The organism is Roseomonas sp. BN140053, from assembly GCF_047690175.1.
GTDB lineage: Bacteria > Pseudomonadota > Alphaproteobacteria > Acetobacterales > Acetobacteraceae > Roseomonas.
Genome location: NZ_JBLLEB010000061.1, coordinates 1 through 14,572, shown reverse-complemented (window position 1 = coordinate 14,572; position 14,572 = coordinate 1). Strand labels below are relative to the sequence as shown.

The following is a 14,572-nucleotide window of genomic DNA, read 5'->3' as shown; positions in this document are numbered from 1 at the left end:
GACGTAGTGGTTCAGCCCATCCTGGTCAGGCGCGCGCGCCAGCGCCGCATTGTACAGCCGCACAACCTGCGCCGCCGGGTCAGTCGGATCAAACACCAGCCGGCCGTCAACGAAGTGCAGCACCTTCTCCCCGTCCAGGGCATAGGTGCCACCCTGGCCTATGATGGCCGACGGCAGTCCCGAGTCCATTATGACGGAGGCATCCCGGAAGCTGACCTCGAGCATGGGAACGTAGAACTTGCCGGCAGCGTCGTGGGCAGGGATCGGCAGCAAGGTCGACTTGAGTGGGCCGGCATCGTGGATGGCGAACTGACGGCTCGTGAAGATGCTGCCCAGGGCGGAGCCGGGTACCTCGACCCTGTTGTAGATGGCACCCTCGACGTAGAGGTTGCGGTCGGTGTCGGGAGTGCCGAACCACAGGTCGTTGACGAAGCTGACCTCGACGGAGTGCTGGCCTGCCGCCCAGTCGCCGTGGATTCGCAGCACGTCGACTTGGCCGGCCCCGTGGGATGCGGAAGCGGTCAGCGTGCCTCCGACCTGGACGCCGTCGATCTTGACGGTGAACTGCGCGTGGCCCTTGAAGGCGTCTTCGGATAGCTTCAGCAGCAGCGTGTCCGGGCCGCGGCCCAGCGTCGCCGGCAATGGTTCCGGGACGGGAGCCGGATCCACCACCACGGGCGGGCTGCCCCCGCCGGAGCCGGCCGAAACGTTGGTCACAGCGAAGTTCGCAGCCCTGAACGCAGCGACGTACTGGTCGAGGAAGGTGAGCGTCTCGCCGTTGTCAAGGGACAGCACGACGGAGGAGCCGATCTGCTTCAGCCCAGCTAACACGGAGGAGGGCGTGGCGACGCCGTAGCCGTCGAGGAGCACTCGGTCGGCCTTGCTCGATGCGCCCGGGACGAAGTCGGTGATGGTGTCGTAGCCCTCGCCCGCCCGGATGATGAAAACGTCACTGCCGCTTCCGCCGGTCAGCACGTCGTCGCCGCCCTTGCCGTTCAGCCAGTCGTCACCCGTGCCGCCGGCGATGTAGTTGCTCAGGCCGTTGCCGGTGAGGTGCAGATCGTTGCCTGCCTCCGCCTCCAGGTTCTCGACGTTTTCCGGCAAGGTGTAGTCCATCCAGGCCTTGACGTTGTCGATGCCGCCGCTGAGAGCCTCGCTGATCGTCACGTGCGAGTCGCCGATCACGTAGACGTCGTCGCCTGCGCCCCCCACCCGCGTCCGCAGGTCACCGTAGCCGGTCAGGAACTGCTCATTTCCGGCACTGCCGTGCAGGTCGTCATAGGAAAGGTACACATCCGGGCCCGTACCCCTGACCGCCGCCGGGGAGCGTGCGGCGGCAGCGGCCGTTGGCTGCACGGCGTCCGGCTTCGAGACGGCCTGCATCGGCACAGGCGTCACCGCGGCGTCATCCGAGTAGACACGGACATAGTCGATGTCCATCGTCGCCGGTCGGAAGTCCGCTGCGGCCGGAGCACCGCCCCAGGAGCCTCCCACGGCCAGGTTGACGATCATGTACATCGGCTTGTGCATGTCATCGGGGGTGGCGACCTGCGCGATCGCTTGGTCATCGAAGTAGTAGGTCAGGGTGTCCTTGGTCCAGCGCAGGCCGTAGGTATGATAGCTGTTGGTCAGGTCGGCCAGCACGCTGACCCAGTCGCCGGTCGTGGCATTGCTCCCGCCCGTGTGGGACGCCCAGTGCAGCTGATTGGGCTTGTCGCCGAAGGTCTCGAGGACGTCGATCTCCGGTGGCCACGTATGGTCCTGCGCCATGAGCCAGAAGGCAGGCCACAAGCCCTGCCCTTCCGGGAGCTTCGCGCGCATCTCAAAGTAGCCGTAGGTCTGCGCGAAGCTGCCGTCGGTCGTGATCATCCCCGAGGTGTAGGGCAGACCACCGCTGGCAGCAGGATTGGCGGAGGCCGCGGCCTGGATGTGCAGCGCCCCATTGCTGCTGGAAAAAGGGTCCACTCCGACGGAGGCGTCCGAGTAAAACTGCATCTCTCCGTTGCCGGACAGGGTCCGTTCCCCCGATCCCCACCAGTAATGCGTCGCCCAGGTCCCGTTGGGAGTCTGGGATTGAGCGCTGCTGCTCGCTTGGCTGTTCCAGCTGAACGCATTGAATTCGTCATCGAAGGTCAGCTTGTAGCCGGTGAGGTCGAGGGAACGCGCCACGGTGCCACTCCGCCCTGAGTACTTTTACAACTTCTAGTTGTTTAAACTGAAGTTCTTTCCCTTAAGTTAACCTCAAAAGTACGAGAGCAATAACTTATAGGCGAGAAAGAGGCGTGCTTTCTGCGTGAAGACGGCTCATCTGGCGTCCCGTCCTCCGTTAAAGCTCGCCGGAGCCTATGATCCGCGCCTTTCAGGCGTTGCCAGAGAGCGGCACCGTGTCCGGGGAGAATTTGGCCTGCTGCCTGCCCATCCCCGATGACTCGGTGATGAGGGATGAGTGCCGATGCGGCAGGAATGCCTGGCCGCGCTGCCGGGCGTGCGATGCCGTCCTGAGGCTGGTCCGGCATCGCCTTGGATCACTTCGGCGAGCAACGGTGTCGCCGTTGCCCGGGTATTGGCGAATCCCTCGGGAGGATGGGGTGGAATCCTCGCCGCCGCGAGCGCATCGCTCGTCGAGCGGCAGCCGATATCGCGGAGCTACCGCGGCGGGTTCGGCCTTTCTGACTCCGTCCCGAAGCTTGCCGGCCGCTGACACTATGACCAGGCAGGCATGACGGGACGGGATGTGCCAGCTGTCTGGATGAAGGTTTCCCTGGCAGGCGCATCCGATGCCGGCGAGGGCGTCATCGGGTCACAGCGGCAGGATCAGCGCGGTGTCCTCATCGGCTTGGTTTGCGGCCTTCGTCTATGTGCAGCACCAGCGTGCGATCGGCTGGGTTGAGGCAGGGCCGAACACGTCACGCACCGTCAAAGGCCGGATCGGGTGCCGGCTCGAACGCCTTCTATCAGGGGGCGTTTGACTGCGTTGCCTCAACTGTCACTCCTGCCCCCGAGAAGACCAAGTGGCGCCCTGCGCGTCGGCCCAGAACATTCCCTGCCGCAGTTCGATCGCTTTCACCGCCTGTCGCAGGAACTCCGTGCGAGCGCTCCCTTCCGGCTGCGCTGCCGGAAGTGGCGTCCGGAGCGCGATAACTCCGCGATCCTCGACCTGGGCGCGCAGTGCCACCAGGACGTCACGCGTGAGGTTCGCGCCGTCCGTTCCCATCATGCGCCACGTGGCGAGTTCCAGAGCCAGGGCGTCCACGCGCTGCAACAGGGCTGCGCGTCGTCCGGATGGATACTCCTGCACCTCGCCGGCCAGACGCAGGATCGCAGCCAAGTAGTCGGCGCTGGTGGATCTTCCCGTCACTCGGGCGGCCTGTGCAATCGTACCCCGCCCCGGTCAGCGCCCTCGGCCACGAACTGAATGCCCGCTGCTTCCAGGGTATCCCGGATCACCGTCACCGTTCGCTCGCGCCTCTGGCCCTGGCGCGTTTCGAGGCAATAGACCGTGTGGTGGCTGGTTCCGGACAGCACGCCGAGCCGCTGGCGACTCCATCCGAGGAGCTTTCGCGCTTCGCTGCACTGTTCCGGGGTCATGCTTCGCCCTGCAACCGGGCCCGCGGGTCGCCACCACGTCCCGCGATCAACTCTACCCCCGCATCCTCCTGTGCCATGCGCATCGCCCCAACGGTTCTCGAAGGTGCCCGGAACTGGATTGTCGGGAAGTACCTCACTGTCCCCGCACTGGTTCCCGAGCGGTTCTCCGGCTGCCCACGGCTCCACCTGAGCGGTCCGCGCGCTGCGCGGCACTGGGTCGGGGTTGCTCCCTGTCGTTTAAGGCTGGGTTTGCCGGAGTGCTGCCCAGAGGAACCGGATCGGTGCGCCGAGCCAAGCGCTGTGCGGCAAGCGTTCATACATCAACCCTAGGGCTGCTGCTGCCGGCGAAGCCCGGCGGCAAGCGAGTCGGAAACCGAGCACGCCGAAGGAGATCCTGGATGCTAGGCCGAGCCGATGTTCATCCCCGGAGGGTAGCGCAGCGACCGACTGACCCGATATATAGCTAAGTCTCAATTATTGAATAGGTAAGAAGATTGTACGCGCAAGCGACGTCGTGACGCCCGTCGACCCTTCCCTGAAAGGTGCGGCGAGCCACTGGCGAGAACGACCGCAAGCGTGAGACAGTGTCCGAGACAACGGGCCGACACGAGGCAGCTCAGCCTGAGGCAGATGGCGGCGAGGCTGATCAGCATGTCCGAGTTCCGGATGCGGTCCTCCACGAGCACAGCATCGAGCATCGGCTCACAAAGCCTTATCACCCCTGGACTAACGGCCAAGCCGAGCGGATGAACCGCACCGTCAAGGATGCCACCATCAAGGCCTTCCACTATCCCGGCCTCGATGCCCTCAAGGCCCACGTCCTGGCCTTCACCACCGCCTACAACTTCGCCAAACACCTCCAGGCTCTCCGATGGCGAACACACTTCCAGGCTGTCTGTGACGCTTGGACCAAGGAGCCTGCCATCTTCAAAATCAACCCGCGCCACCTCATCCCGGGACCAAACACCTAGGGATCCGGAGCTCGACGGGGCCCGCCCGCGTCTGCCAGTCCCGCTCGCGATACCCATTCCGCTGCACCAAGCGGTCCGGACTGCGCTCACCGGGAGCCGCTCCGGTCAGGCCTCCCACCTCCAGCTCCATCAGACGCCCAGCAGCAAAGCCGATCATCTCGCGCAGGAAGGTCGCATCCGAGCCTTTCGCCAGCATCTCGCGAAGGGCAGTCTCGTCATGCGGTGACCGCCCCTCAGGGACGGTCAGCTCCTACACCACGCCCAGGGACGCGACCCTGGCGCGACGATTGGTGGTGATGGACGAGAGCAAGCAGGCGCAGATCGAGGCCGCGTGGCAGGCGCACCGACAGCAGCCCATTGAAGCTTGGGGATTGAGGTTGCCCCGCTCTCGTGGACGGTTCGTGGACTTGGGAGCTACGTGTCAGCTTCTGTTGTTTGCATGCTGGCTTCGTAGGTCATGGGCGAACGGTAGCCCCGGCCGGAATGCAGGCGGAGCGGGTTGTACCAACCTTCAATGTAGCTGAAGCAGGCCATTCGGGCTTCCGCCTGGGAGACGAACCGCCTGCGGCTCAGCAGTTCGGCTTCGAGTGTCGAGAAGAAGCTTTCGGCCATGGCGTTGTTGTAGGCGTCACCCACCGACCCATCGACGGCCGCACGCCAGCCTCGCCGCAGTGCTTGCCGAATGTCACGGACGTATACTGGGCGGAATCAAACGGTCGTCGCAATACCGGGATGGAAGGTGGTGGCGATGGCGGGTCGGCGACGATCAGATGGGGCTCTGCGGGTGAAGCTGAGGTCGCTTGGGCGACCTCCTGTAGCGCGGCAGGAGCACCGTCGGCGGTTCTGGGCGTTGATCGCCGCGGGTCTGTCGAGCGAGGACGCGGCAATGGGGGTGGGCATATCGCCGCCGGTCGGGTCGCGGTGGTTCCGGGTGTTGGGCGGGATGGCGCCGTCGCACCTGTCGCAATCCGCGAAGCCGCCTTCGGGACGGTATCTCTCGTTCACGGAGCGGGAGGTCGCGCAACGTCTGGGGCGGGCGCTATCGACGATCTCGCGGGAGCTGAGACGGAACGCAGCAACGCGGGGTGGTGAGCTGGACTATCGGGCAACGACGGCACAGTGGCACGCGGAACGGGCGGCGCGTCGGCCGAAACGTGCGAAGCTGGCGGTGAATGCGGCGTTGCGGTCCTATGTTCAGGATCGTCTCGCCGGTCTCGTGGTGGCGCCCGACGGGGCCCCGGTGCCTGGGCCAGTTGTGCCATGGAAGGGTCGACGGCACGGGCGGCGGCAGAGCCGACGATGGGCGAGGGCCTGGAGCCCGCAGCAGATCGCAGCAGATCGCAGCACGGCTACGACTGGACCACCCGGGTGATGAAGGCATGCGGATCAGCCACGAGGCGATCTACCAAGCGCTGTACGTCCAGGGTCGGGGAGCGCTGAAGCGCGAGCTGGTGCAGTGTCTACGCACCGGACGGGCGCTGCGGGTGCCCAGAGCGCGTACGTGTGGACGAGGCAAGTCGTTCATCACGCCAGGGATCATGATCAGTGAGCGTCCAGCTGAGGCGGAGGACCGCGCGGTGCCCGGGCACTGGGAGGGTGACCTGATCCTCGGTCTGAACCGCTCCGCCATAGGCACCCTCGTCGAGCGCACGACGTGGGTTGCGATGCTGCTGCACCTGCCGCCGATGGAGGGCCATGGCAAAGGGCCGCGCGAGAAAAACGGGCCTGCCCTCGCGGGGCACGGCGCTGAAGCCGTACGCGACGCGATTACCCGCACGATCACCACCTTGCCCGAGGAACTGCGGCGATCGCTGACGTGGGACCAGGGCTCGGAGATGGCGCAGCATGTCCAGCTGCGGATCGACACGGGCCTGCAGGTCTACTTCTGTGATCCACACAGCCCTTGGCAACGCGGGGCCAACGAGAACACCAACGGGCTGCTGCGGTAGTACTTCCCGAAGGGAACCGACCTGAGCGCGCACGGCCCGGACGACCTCGCAGCAGTGGCAGCCGCCCTCAACACCAGGCCGCGCAAGACGCTTGGCTGGAAGACGCCCGCCGAGGCACTCGACGCAGCGCTGGGATCACTTCAACGTCGCGTTGCGACGACCGTTTGACTCCGCCCTGACTGCCCTGGTCACTATGATGGATGACGTCTTTGGGCCGACGCTGTGCGACCGCCATCTCCATGGCATCGAGCACCAGCTCCGTCCGCAGGGGGTTCGTCATGGTCACCGCGCCGGTCTCACGGGCAAACCAGGCCGCGGCTTTTGACAAAATGTCGCGCTCCACGCGGAGCTGCCTGTTCTCGCGTCGCAGCCGCGTCAGTTCGTCGCGCTCGGACGCTGACAGCCCCGGAACCACCTCCTCCCGTCTGCCCTCCTGCCGATCCGCCGTAGCCACCCACGCGCTGATCGACTGCGCAGTCGGCTCGAACTCCCGGACAAGGTCCTCGGGCAATCGTCCGGCCCGAACCAGGTCGACCATCTGGCGGCGGAACTCAGGCGAATACGGTCGACGTGTCTTGGATATCGTAAACACCTCTGCTGAAAGCTTCAGGCTGTCCACGAAAACGGGTCAATCCCAACCCCAGGAGTCCCAGTCCCGTGGGATTCACGCGAGCCGCTCAGAATCCCATTTCCGTCCCATTCCCCAGGTGCTTCCCGAGTATCCCATTGGGAGTCCCACCGGAATGGGACTCCCAATGGGACTCCTGCCAAGGACCGCCCTGCGTCTCGGCAGAGTTGGCTCGGCGGTGTGTTGGCCTCCGATTACTGCTAGGTCACTCGACCGGCCAATAAAGGGCCAACCCCATCCGTCGCAGATCTGGTTCGCTCTCCTCCGCCGGCGGGGTACCGGAGCCGGCGGGAACTGGCGCCAATGTCGCCCCATGCCGAACGAAGTCCTCTTCCGTCCCGGCACACCGGATCCGATGCTCGACGTTCGCACAATTTCAATTCGGCCAGAGCGGATCAGCGTTCCCGGGTCGCTACCCAGGTTCGCCTGGCCTGCTCCGTCATTCGGAAGCGGCGCGTGACGACGTCGCGGGATAACGGAGATAGCAGGGCCTGCGTGCTGCTCATGGTGTAATCCTGACCTAACGGCCATAGGACCAGGTAGGTCAGGGTGAGGCTGTCAGTCTGGACTGAGCCAGTGCTTGCACGTGGCACGGCACTCGGTCAGGCCCGGGGTGGTTCCGTGATGGGGAGGCACGATGCGGCCTCCCTGCCCGCCTCAGGCGGCGGTCTCAGCCGCTCGCTGCACCGCCAGCGCCTCGATGGCGGTGACGGTGTCGTCCAGCTCCTGCGCGAGCCGGCCGGGCAGACGGCGGGCGAAGACTTCCGCCAGGGCGCGGTAGTACCACAGTGTCCCGGCCTGCCCGGCGGTGAAGCGCTCGAACACCGCCGGGCCGTGGCAGCGCAGGTCGCCCAGGATGGCGCGGGCGTTGTGCAGCTTGTCGCAGGCGGAGACGAGCAGGGTGTCAGGGCTAACGGTCTCGAGGTGGCGCAGGTAGTTCTCCTTGCGGCCGCGCCAGGGCGGCTTGGGGGTGGTGTCGGCGTCGGTGCAGTCACGCACGATGCCGGCCACCCGCGTCCCGAAGCGCTCGAGGATCGTGGCGGCATACTCGGCGCCGCAATCCTCCACCACGTCGTGCAGCAGGCCGGCCACGGCCTGGTCCTGATCGCCGCCATGCTCCAGCACCAAGGCGGACACGGCCAACAGGTGGGCGAGGTAGGGGATGTGGGTGCCCTTGCGGACCTGATCGGCATGCAGAGTCATGGCCAGGGTGGCGGCCGCGGCGAGGCGGTCCCAGTTCGGCGGTGCCCCGGCGGGGTGTTCTGTGGTCATCGCTCTCCTGTTCGCCCGCGCGAGGCGGGTCGATTCAAATTTGAAGATGGGTGTTCTGGAAGCAGGGGAAGGCGAAGTCCGCGCCCTACGGGGCGGGTAGAGGCGATGTTGGAAGTCCTGCCGTACCAGGAAGTCGAGAAAGGGCTGCAGCGGTTGACGCCGCCAGTGCCAGGCCTGGCGCAAACCCTTCACGGTGGTGAGCAGCTGCCCGCGCCGGAGGGCGAGGGGGTGGCCGGCCGCGGAGGTTACCGGCACCGGTGCAGCGGCCGCTTGTTCCATCAGCCAGATGCGGGCGGCAAAGCCGTTGGAGGGCGTGCGATCTCCCTCGCCCACCATCCGGAGCTCCTCCAGCGAGATGACGCTGTAGGTCGCGTCGAAGCGCCGCTCCGCGTCCGACAGGGCGCCCGAACCCTGGGTCATCAGCTCCGTCATGCCCCGCACCTCCGAATACATACTATAGGTGATAAACTCAGGAGCTGCCAACGGCCAATGAGGCCGGATGGACATGCGCCGGCTGGTGGGCCGCAACGTCGCCCGGATCCGCAGGGAGAAGGGGCTGACGCAGGAACAGCTGGAAGCGCGGTCGGGACTGAGCCAGCAGTACCTGAGCGACCTGGAGCGCGGGAAGCGCAACCCGACGGTGGTGACGCTGTACGAGATCGCGCAGGCGTTGGCGGTGACCCCGGTCGAGCTGCTAACCGACACGCCGGAGTAGACGGTGGCGACGCGATCCCTGTGGCCGACGTCATTCTGACCAGGACAGTGGCAGTGATGGTGGAAAACCCTGGACGCTGCCGCGGGGCGAAACTGGCGCGGTGTTGTGCACGCCATGGCCGACCATTGCGAGGAGAGACCCGAGCTTTCCCAGACCGCCACACCGGCAACCCCTTTTCAAAGAGGCAGGGTCCGCTACCGGAGAAGTAGGAACACCAACACAAGCCGACAGTACGGGGAACATTTGTTAGGATTTTTCGGGAACAGGAAGGCCGTTCTGTTCCCTGTTTGTGCCATTCCTAGGTTCCGGCTACGACTACGGCATGCTTCCCGTCGTATCCTATCCGCCCGCATCTGGGCGGTTGAGCGCTGCTGATCTCGACACGGCGCGCTTCCTGGACCTGGGTTGGCACGCGGCGGCACCGGAGGCGGTATCGCTGGTGCAAGCCGTCGCGGCACTGGTGGCCGAGCAGCAGGCCCCAGTGCGCCAGTACGACCGGTTGGCCAAGGGTCAGGCGAGGCTGGAAACGGCGGTGAGCGGCGCCCTGCGCGGGCTGTTGCGGAATTGGATGCACGGACGAGCGGTGTTCCGCAGCCACAAGAAGGAGCACTTCTCCGGCGGTCCGGTGGGCTTCCGGGTGTTCGCGGCGACGATGCGGTCCCTGCAGGCGCTGGAGCTGGTGCACAAGGTGCCGGGCTACTGGTGCCGCCCCTGGGCCGGGCAGGATCCCGAGCTGATGGGGCCGGAGGCGGATCTGGGCGACGGTCCGGCGGCGCGCTACTGGCCGACGGCGCAGCTCCTGGCCCTGGCGTGGCAGCATGGGCTGACCCCGGCGGTGCTGCGAGGCCGCGGTCCAGCGCGGGCGTTCCGCCCCGTCACGGTGTCGGGCGTGCCGCGGGCGGGCGAAACGGTGGAGCTGCGTGACCTGTCGGCGCCGCGCGCCGGGGAACAGCGTGTCGGGCGCGTATCTGGACGCCGTGGCCCCCGGCGGGGGGATTCGGAGGCGACCTGTCTGGCGCGCACGGAGGTCTGGACCGCGATTCAGCTGAGACTGGCGGTGGAGGCGCACAACCAGTTTGCCCAACAGGTCGGGGTGACGGGCTGTGCCCTGTTGCCGCAATGGCGGCGGGTGTTTCGCGGCAACTGGGCGCTGGACGGGCGGTGGTACGCGCTGGGCCGGGACGGCTGCTACCAGGGGCTGCCGCCGGAGGACCGGGCGGAGCTGCGCATCGGCGGCGAGGCGGTGGCGGAACTGGACGTCGGGGCATCGCACCTGAGCATCCTGCGGCAACTGGCCGGGCTGCCTTTTCTGCTGGATCCCTATCAGATCGACGGGGTGCCGCGGGCGGTGGTGAAGCGCTACGTGCTGGAGTGTCTGGGCGAGGGACGGCCGAAGGAGCGCTGGTCGAAGCTGGCCAAGACGGAGGTGTTGGAGGTGCGGGGCTGGAGCCCGGCGCGGCTGCGGCCGCTGGTGCTGGCCGTGCACCCCTGCCTGACGGAGCCGACGCGGTTCGTGCCGGAAACCGTAGCGGCCGGGCACAGCGTGCCAGGCCGCAAGCTGGTGTCGCCTTTTCTGGTGGCGCGGGAGGCCGCGGCGATGACCGCTGCCATGCTGGAGTTACGGGTTCAGGGCGTGCTGGCGCTGCCGGTGCACGACTCCCTGGTGGTGCCGCGCTGGGCAGCCGAACTGGCCATGGCGGCAATCCGGGCGGGTTACCTGAAGCACTGCGGCATCGACCCCGTGGTGCGGGACAAGACGGGTCGGGCGGACACCGCTGAACGGGAGCTGGAGAAAGCGCCAGCGGCAGCCTGACAGACGTGGTGGGTAACACGTCTTCGAGGAGTGAGCCCTGCTCTGATCCTGACGTCGGCGTCCTCCTGGCGCTGGTCGGCGAGGAAGCCACGATGGGTCATCGATGCCACCGCCGCGTGATCGAGGTGTCGGCGGCCACGCTGGCAGCTGAACGATTCGGCGACAGGCGCCAGAGGCGGGGACCTCAGGGATCGTTGGCGGCTGCGGGCCATGGGGTGATCGGAATTAAACTGTCCGACGGCGCAGGATCGAAGTTCGTCCAGGTCCGGCAGTCCACCAGCACCCAGTTGCCACGCCCGGGTTCGTTCGGCTCGACGCCGCCCTCCACGGGGGGGCACCGCTGCGTGCTGGCGAACCATTCGCCCTGAACCTTCCACCTGGCCACGTCCTGGCCGGGGAAGTCCAGGTTCACCCAGGCTTCCCAGCGGACCTTGCCCAAGCCGCGGGCGAACCAGAAGCGCTCCAAGGCATTGCTCCGCGCCACTTGCGGGTGCGTGTAGTGTTCGGAGACGATCATCTCGGCGCGGAACGTGCCCGCCGGGTTGCCGCGGACCAGGTACGGGAAGGTCAGCAGGCGTGAGCGCCAGCGCGTGAGGCTCCGGGTGAAGCCGGTGGGGCAGTCCCGCGGGCTCCGGGAGATCGCGTTGGGGGCGATCTGCTCGCCGCCGCCGTCCTGGAAGAAGAGCCAACCCGGTGCCACGGGGCCGAACGGGGTGCAGGCGGGGGACAGGAACCACTGCACGCCGCCGCTATCCTCGGTCAGGGCTCCGATGACGCGATCGCCCGTCAGTACCAGGCCATCACCGCCATCGATGCCCTGGTCCCACCGCCCGCCGAAGGACCCGTTGCCGCTGCCCATGTCGAAGGTCTGCACGGCGGCGGGATAGCCCACCAAGGTGGTCAGGCAGGCATCGGACGCCTGGTAGCCCAACGGCGCAGCGGCCCGGTGTTCCGGAGCGGGCTAGTCGTGCTTGCGATACGCCATCCCCTCGGTTGAGCGGAGACCGCGGTGAGCGACGCATCCCGGCTGAAACGGGAGTACGCCCGGCTCGGGGCGGCCGCGGTCATCGAGGCAGTTGCTCTGCACCAGGAACTCGAGGGCTGCCGCGGCCGGGTAGGACTGGAACGCTGCCTCCTTCGGGAAAGGAACAACCGAGCCAAGACAGGCCAGCGCGATGGTGGCCACCAGAGACTTGAGCTTCATCCACCACACCCGGTGCTCCGATCCTCCCTGTACACGGACGGAACGCGATGGAGCGCCACCATCGGTCTACGATCGGCCCCACACGCTCGCCGTGCCCTTGTGCGGCCGGATACCCTTGTAACGCTTCCGCGCCGATAACTGATCGCAAGCAAACATGGTGGACGCGCTCGTCTCGGTCATTGAGTTCTGCTGAGAACTGACCCGTGCAGGGATATGTCCCGCAGGGTTCAAGCCGCGGAGCAAAGGGGTATCCAGGTCGGATACACCTAATGCTGCATCGCACAATTTCCTTGCATGTGCGGGTTTATCGCTTCTAGACACCTCCATGTTGCACCGCAGCATGGCGAGCATCGGCTCTCCGGCAGTGCAGGTAGAACGGAGGAACCGACCATGTTCATGCAGAACGGCATGCCCCAGGCGAACAATATGCAGGCCAGCATCTCGAAGGCCGCCAGCGACGCCACCGAGTTCAACCGCTCCAGCCTGGAAACTGCCGCCCGTTCGGCACAGCTGTGGACCGCAGGGCTGCAGGACATCGGCCAGCGCAATCTCGCGCTGTACCGGGGTATGGCCGAGGGCTTCCTCGCTGCGGCCAAGGCAATGACCTCCGCAAAGTCCCCGCAGGAGGCCGCCGCGATCCAGACCTCCTACCTCAAGACGGCCCAGGAGCAGGTCACCGGTCATGCCGCCCAGCTCGGAGATGCGGCCACCAAGCTGTTCAAGCAGGCTTCCGCGCCGATGGCCGAGCAGGCGACAGCCGCCTTCGCGGTGATGACGCCCCGCAAGACTGCTGCCTAATATCCTCGCCCCGGCCAGCAGGTGGATCTGTCCACCTGCTGGCCGGCACTGGGGCGTGATGGCTCCGGGCCAGCGGGACTAGCGCCCGCGGCAGTTGGTCCGCAGCTACCTCGATCCGAAGTGTCCTTTCGGCCTTGCCGCTTTTCCGGGGTGGCGTTGCTTGCGCCCTGTCCCTGCGCCCTCGGCATCACCGACTTAAGGGCCGTCCCATCTTTCGCGATCATGTCCGCGGCTTCCCTGCCTTCTTCGGAAGCCCGGCGGGAGTTGAGCATAAGTGTTGTTGTCCCGATCGAGGACCGCCTGCCCGCGACGGATCGCCTGATCACCAGCCTCGGTGTGGCAGGCATTGAAGTGCTGCAAGCCGGCTGTCCCCGCAGCGCCGTTACCCTCGCTAACTCGACACCTGCTTGCACGGCGATCGTTTCAGATACGGATCTGAGCATCAGCTCCGGCGGCGGATCCATCACGTGGCAGGCACTGCAGTCTGCACCCGACTTGTCACTCATCCTTCTCGACGGTGGCGACGAGCACTGGCACAGCCGAGAAGCGGCCCGATGGAGGCGTTCCATCAGCAAGCCCTTTGACCCGGAGCAGCTCGTGCAGACTCTCCGTGAACTGGCCTGCCTGGAGTAGCCGTCTACTCGTGCGGACATAGCCGAGCTTTGGAACGGCTTCTCAGGGCAAGTTCGCCGGGATGACCGTTGGCCGGCGACAACTGGTTCCATGTCAGCCACGGTGGAGACGATCCCTTGCCGCTCACCAGAGGCTTCCCGCCGGGCGGGTGCTAGACTGCCCAATCCCTATGAGAGTGCCGCGCTTGATTGAACAGTATGGCTGGTCTGATGCACAGCAGCTGGCCTTCGAGCCGCATGCTCACGCCGGCCACCTGCCCGGGCGTATCATCCTCCAGCAGCGCCTGGAGCTGCTGGTGGCCACGGATGTCGGTATGCTGACTTCCAGGCTCTCGGGCCGACTGCGCCACGAGGCGCGGGAGGCAGGCCACCCGACCGCCGGTGACTGGGTGGCACTTTCGGTAAAACCGGGCGCGGGCACCGCTACCATCCATGCCGTCCTGCCCCGCCGCACGGCCTTCGTGCGCCGGGCGGCCGATAGCGTGCAAACGCTGCAGGTCATCGCCGCCAACATCGACGTCGTGTTCGTTGTCACCTCGATGAACGCCGATCTCAACCCGCGTCGGCTCGAGCGCTTTCTTGCGGCGGCCTGGCAGAGCGGGGCGCGGCCGGTGGTGGTGATGACCAAGGCCGACCTCGCTGAGCAGCCCGAGGAACAGGCCGCCGAGATCGCCACCCTGGCGGCCGGCTGCCCGGTTCTCGTCGTGTCGGTGCGCCAAGGCCTCGGCCTGGACAGCCTGATGGCGCATCTCTCGCCAGGAGAGACCTGTGCGCTGATCGGCTCGTCCGGCGTCGGCAAGTCCACCCTGGTGAATGCCCTGTTGGGTGAGGAGCGCATGGCGACCCAGGAGATCCGCGAAGCGGATGCCCGGGGGCGTCATACCGGCGAGCGGATGAACTGACTCGGATGTGAGTTTCAGTTCGCTAGGTTCGGTGATTCGGTTTCGGCGTGGCTGGAACGGACGGGCCGATGGGACGAGCGCTGGCGATCCGGACTGACCT

At 66.5% G+C, this 14,572-nt stretch carries 12 protein-coding genes and 4 pseudogenes; 7 read left to right on the top strand and 9 right to left on the bottom strand.

The features are described from left to right. From ACLIBK_RS24630 to ACLIBK_RS24620, 3 genes are all read right to left on the bottom strand, one after another. Positions 1-2,169: family 16 glycosylhydrolase (locus tag ACLIBK_RS24630; RefSeq protein WP_415389949.1), on the bottom strand; the 2,169-nt coding region annotated here is incomplete at its 3' end. A gap of 817 nt (positions 2,170-2,986) precedes the next feature. After that, positions 2,987-3,328 (bottom strand): hypothetical protein, encoded by a 342-nt coding sequence (locus tag ACLIBK_RS24625; protein ID WP_415389948.1) that lies wholly within the window; start codon positions 3,326-3,328, stop codon positions 2,987-2,989. Positions 3,329-3,354: 26 nt separating this feature from the next. Further along, positions 3,355-3,588, bottom strand: a complete 234-nt coding sequence (locus tag ACLIBK_RS24620; protein WP_415389947.1) for a transcriptional regulator — start codon at positions 3,586-3,588, stop codon at positions 3,355-3,357. A 671-nt stretch (positions 3,589-4,259) separates the two neighbouring features. Between ACLIBK_RS24620 and ACLIBK_RS24615 the strand changes: the two are divergent. Continuing rightward, positions 4,260-4,559, top strand: a pseudogene (locus ACLIBK_RS24615) (integrase core domain-containing protein); the annotation flags it as partial. Here the strand turns inward: ACLIBK_RS24615 and ACLIBK_RS24610 are convergent. Together ACLIBK_RS24610 and ACLIBK_RS24605 are read right to left on the bottom strand one after the other, a co-directional pair. Continuing rightward, a pseudogene (locus ACLIBK_RS24610) lies at positions 4,555-4,755 on the bottom strand (transposase); the annotation flags it as partial. The pseudogenes ACLIBK_RS24615 and ACLIBK_RS24610 sit on opposite strands and share 5 nt — an antisense overlap. Before the next feature lie 218 nt (positions 4,756-4,973). After that, positions 4,974-5,263: pseudogene (locus ACLIBK_RS24605) on the bottom strand (transposase); the annotation flags it as partial. A 44-nt stretch (positions 5,264-5,307) separates the two neighbouring features. Between ACLIBK_RS24605 and ACLIBK_RS24600 the strand changes: the two are divergent. After that, a pseudogene (locus tag ACLIBK_RS24600) lies at positions 5,308-6,676 on the top strand (IS30 family transposase). Here the strand turns inward: ACLIBK_RS24600 and ACLIBK_RS24595 are convergent. Continuing rightward, positions 6,576-7,127, bottom strand: coding sequence for a transposase (locus tag ACLIBK_RS24595; RefSeq protein ID WP_415389946.1), 552 nt, complete (start codon positions 7,125-7,127; stop codon positions 6,576-6,578). The pseudogene ACLIBK_RS24600 and the gene ACLIBK_RS24595 overlap by 101 nt on opposite strands. 666 nt (positions 7,128-7,793) lie before the next feature. Further along, positions 7,794-8,840, bottom strand: a complete 1,047-nt coding sequence (locus ACLIBK_RS24590; RefSeq protein ID WP_415389945.1) for an HD domain-containing protein — start codon at positions 8,838-8,840, stop codon at positions 7,794-7,796. Positions 8,841-8,907: 67 nt separating this feature from the next. On the opposite strand from ACLIBK_RS24590, the gene ACLIBK_RS24585 reads away from it, so the two are divergent. Beyond that, positions 8,908-9,123 carry a helix-turn-helix domain-containing protein gene (locus tag ACLIBK_RS24585; RefSeq protein WP_415389944.1) on the top strand — a complete coding sequence of 72 codons (216 nt, stop codon included), beginning with the start codon at positions 8,908-8,910 and terminating at the stop codon, positions 9,121-9,123. A gap of 361 nt (positions 9,124-9,484) precedes the next feature. Beyond that, positions 9,485-10,936, top strand: a complete 1,452-nt coding sequence (locus ACLIBK_RS24580; RefSeq protein WP_415389943.1) for a hypothetical protein — start codon at positions 9,485-9,487, stop codon at positions 10,934-10,936. A gap of 184 nt (positions 10,937-11,120) precedes the next feature. Here the strand turns inward: ACLIBK_RS24580 and ACLIBK_RS24575 are convergent, their stop codons facing one another. Next, a complete protein-coding gene (locus ACLIBK_RS24575) occupies positions 11,121-11,867 on the bottom strand; it encodes a hypothetical protein (RefSeq protein WP_415389942.1) in 747 nt (248 codons plus the stop codon). Positions 11,868-11,897: 30 nt separating this feature from the next. Then, positions 11,898-12,140, bottom strand: coding sequence for a hypothetical protein (locus ACLIBK_RS24570; RefSeq protein WP_415389941.1), 243 nt, complete (start codon positions 12,138-12,140; stop codon positions 11,898-11,900). Between the two features lie 390 nt (positions 12,141-12,530). Between ACLIBK_RS24570 and phaP the strand changes: the two genes are divergently transcribed. The 3 genes from phaP (at position 12,531) to rsgA (ending at position 14,472) form a co-directional block, all read left to right on the top strand. Then, complete coding sequence (phaP, locus tag ACLIBK_RS24565; RefSeq protein ID WP_415389940.1) at positions 12,531-12,938, top strand: TIGR01841 family phasin; 408 nt, start codon at positions 12,531-12,533, stop codon at positions 12,936-12,938. 264 nt (positions 12,939-13,202) lie between these two features. Beyond that, positions 13,203-13,571 carry a hypothetical protein gene (locus ACLIBK_RS24560; protein ID WP_415389939.1) on the top strand — a complete coding sequence of 123 codons (369 nt, stop codon included), beginning with the start codon at positions 13,203-13,205 and terminating at the stop codon, positions 13,569-13,571. A gap of 184 nt (positions 13,572-13,755) precedes the next feature. After that, on the top strand, positions 13,756-14,472 hold the full coding sequence (gene rsgA / locus ACLIBK_RS24555; protein WP_415389938.1) for a GTPase RsgA: 717 nt from the start codon (positions 13,756-13,758) through the stop codon (positions 14,470-14,472). Positions 14,473-14,572 lie beyond the last annotated feature (100 nt).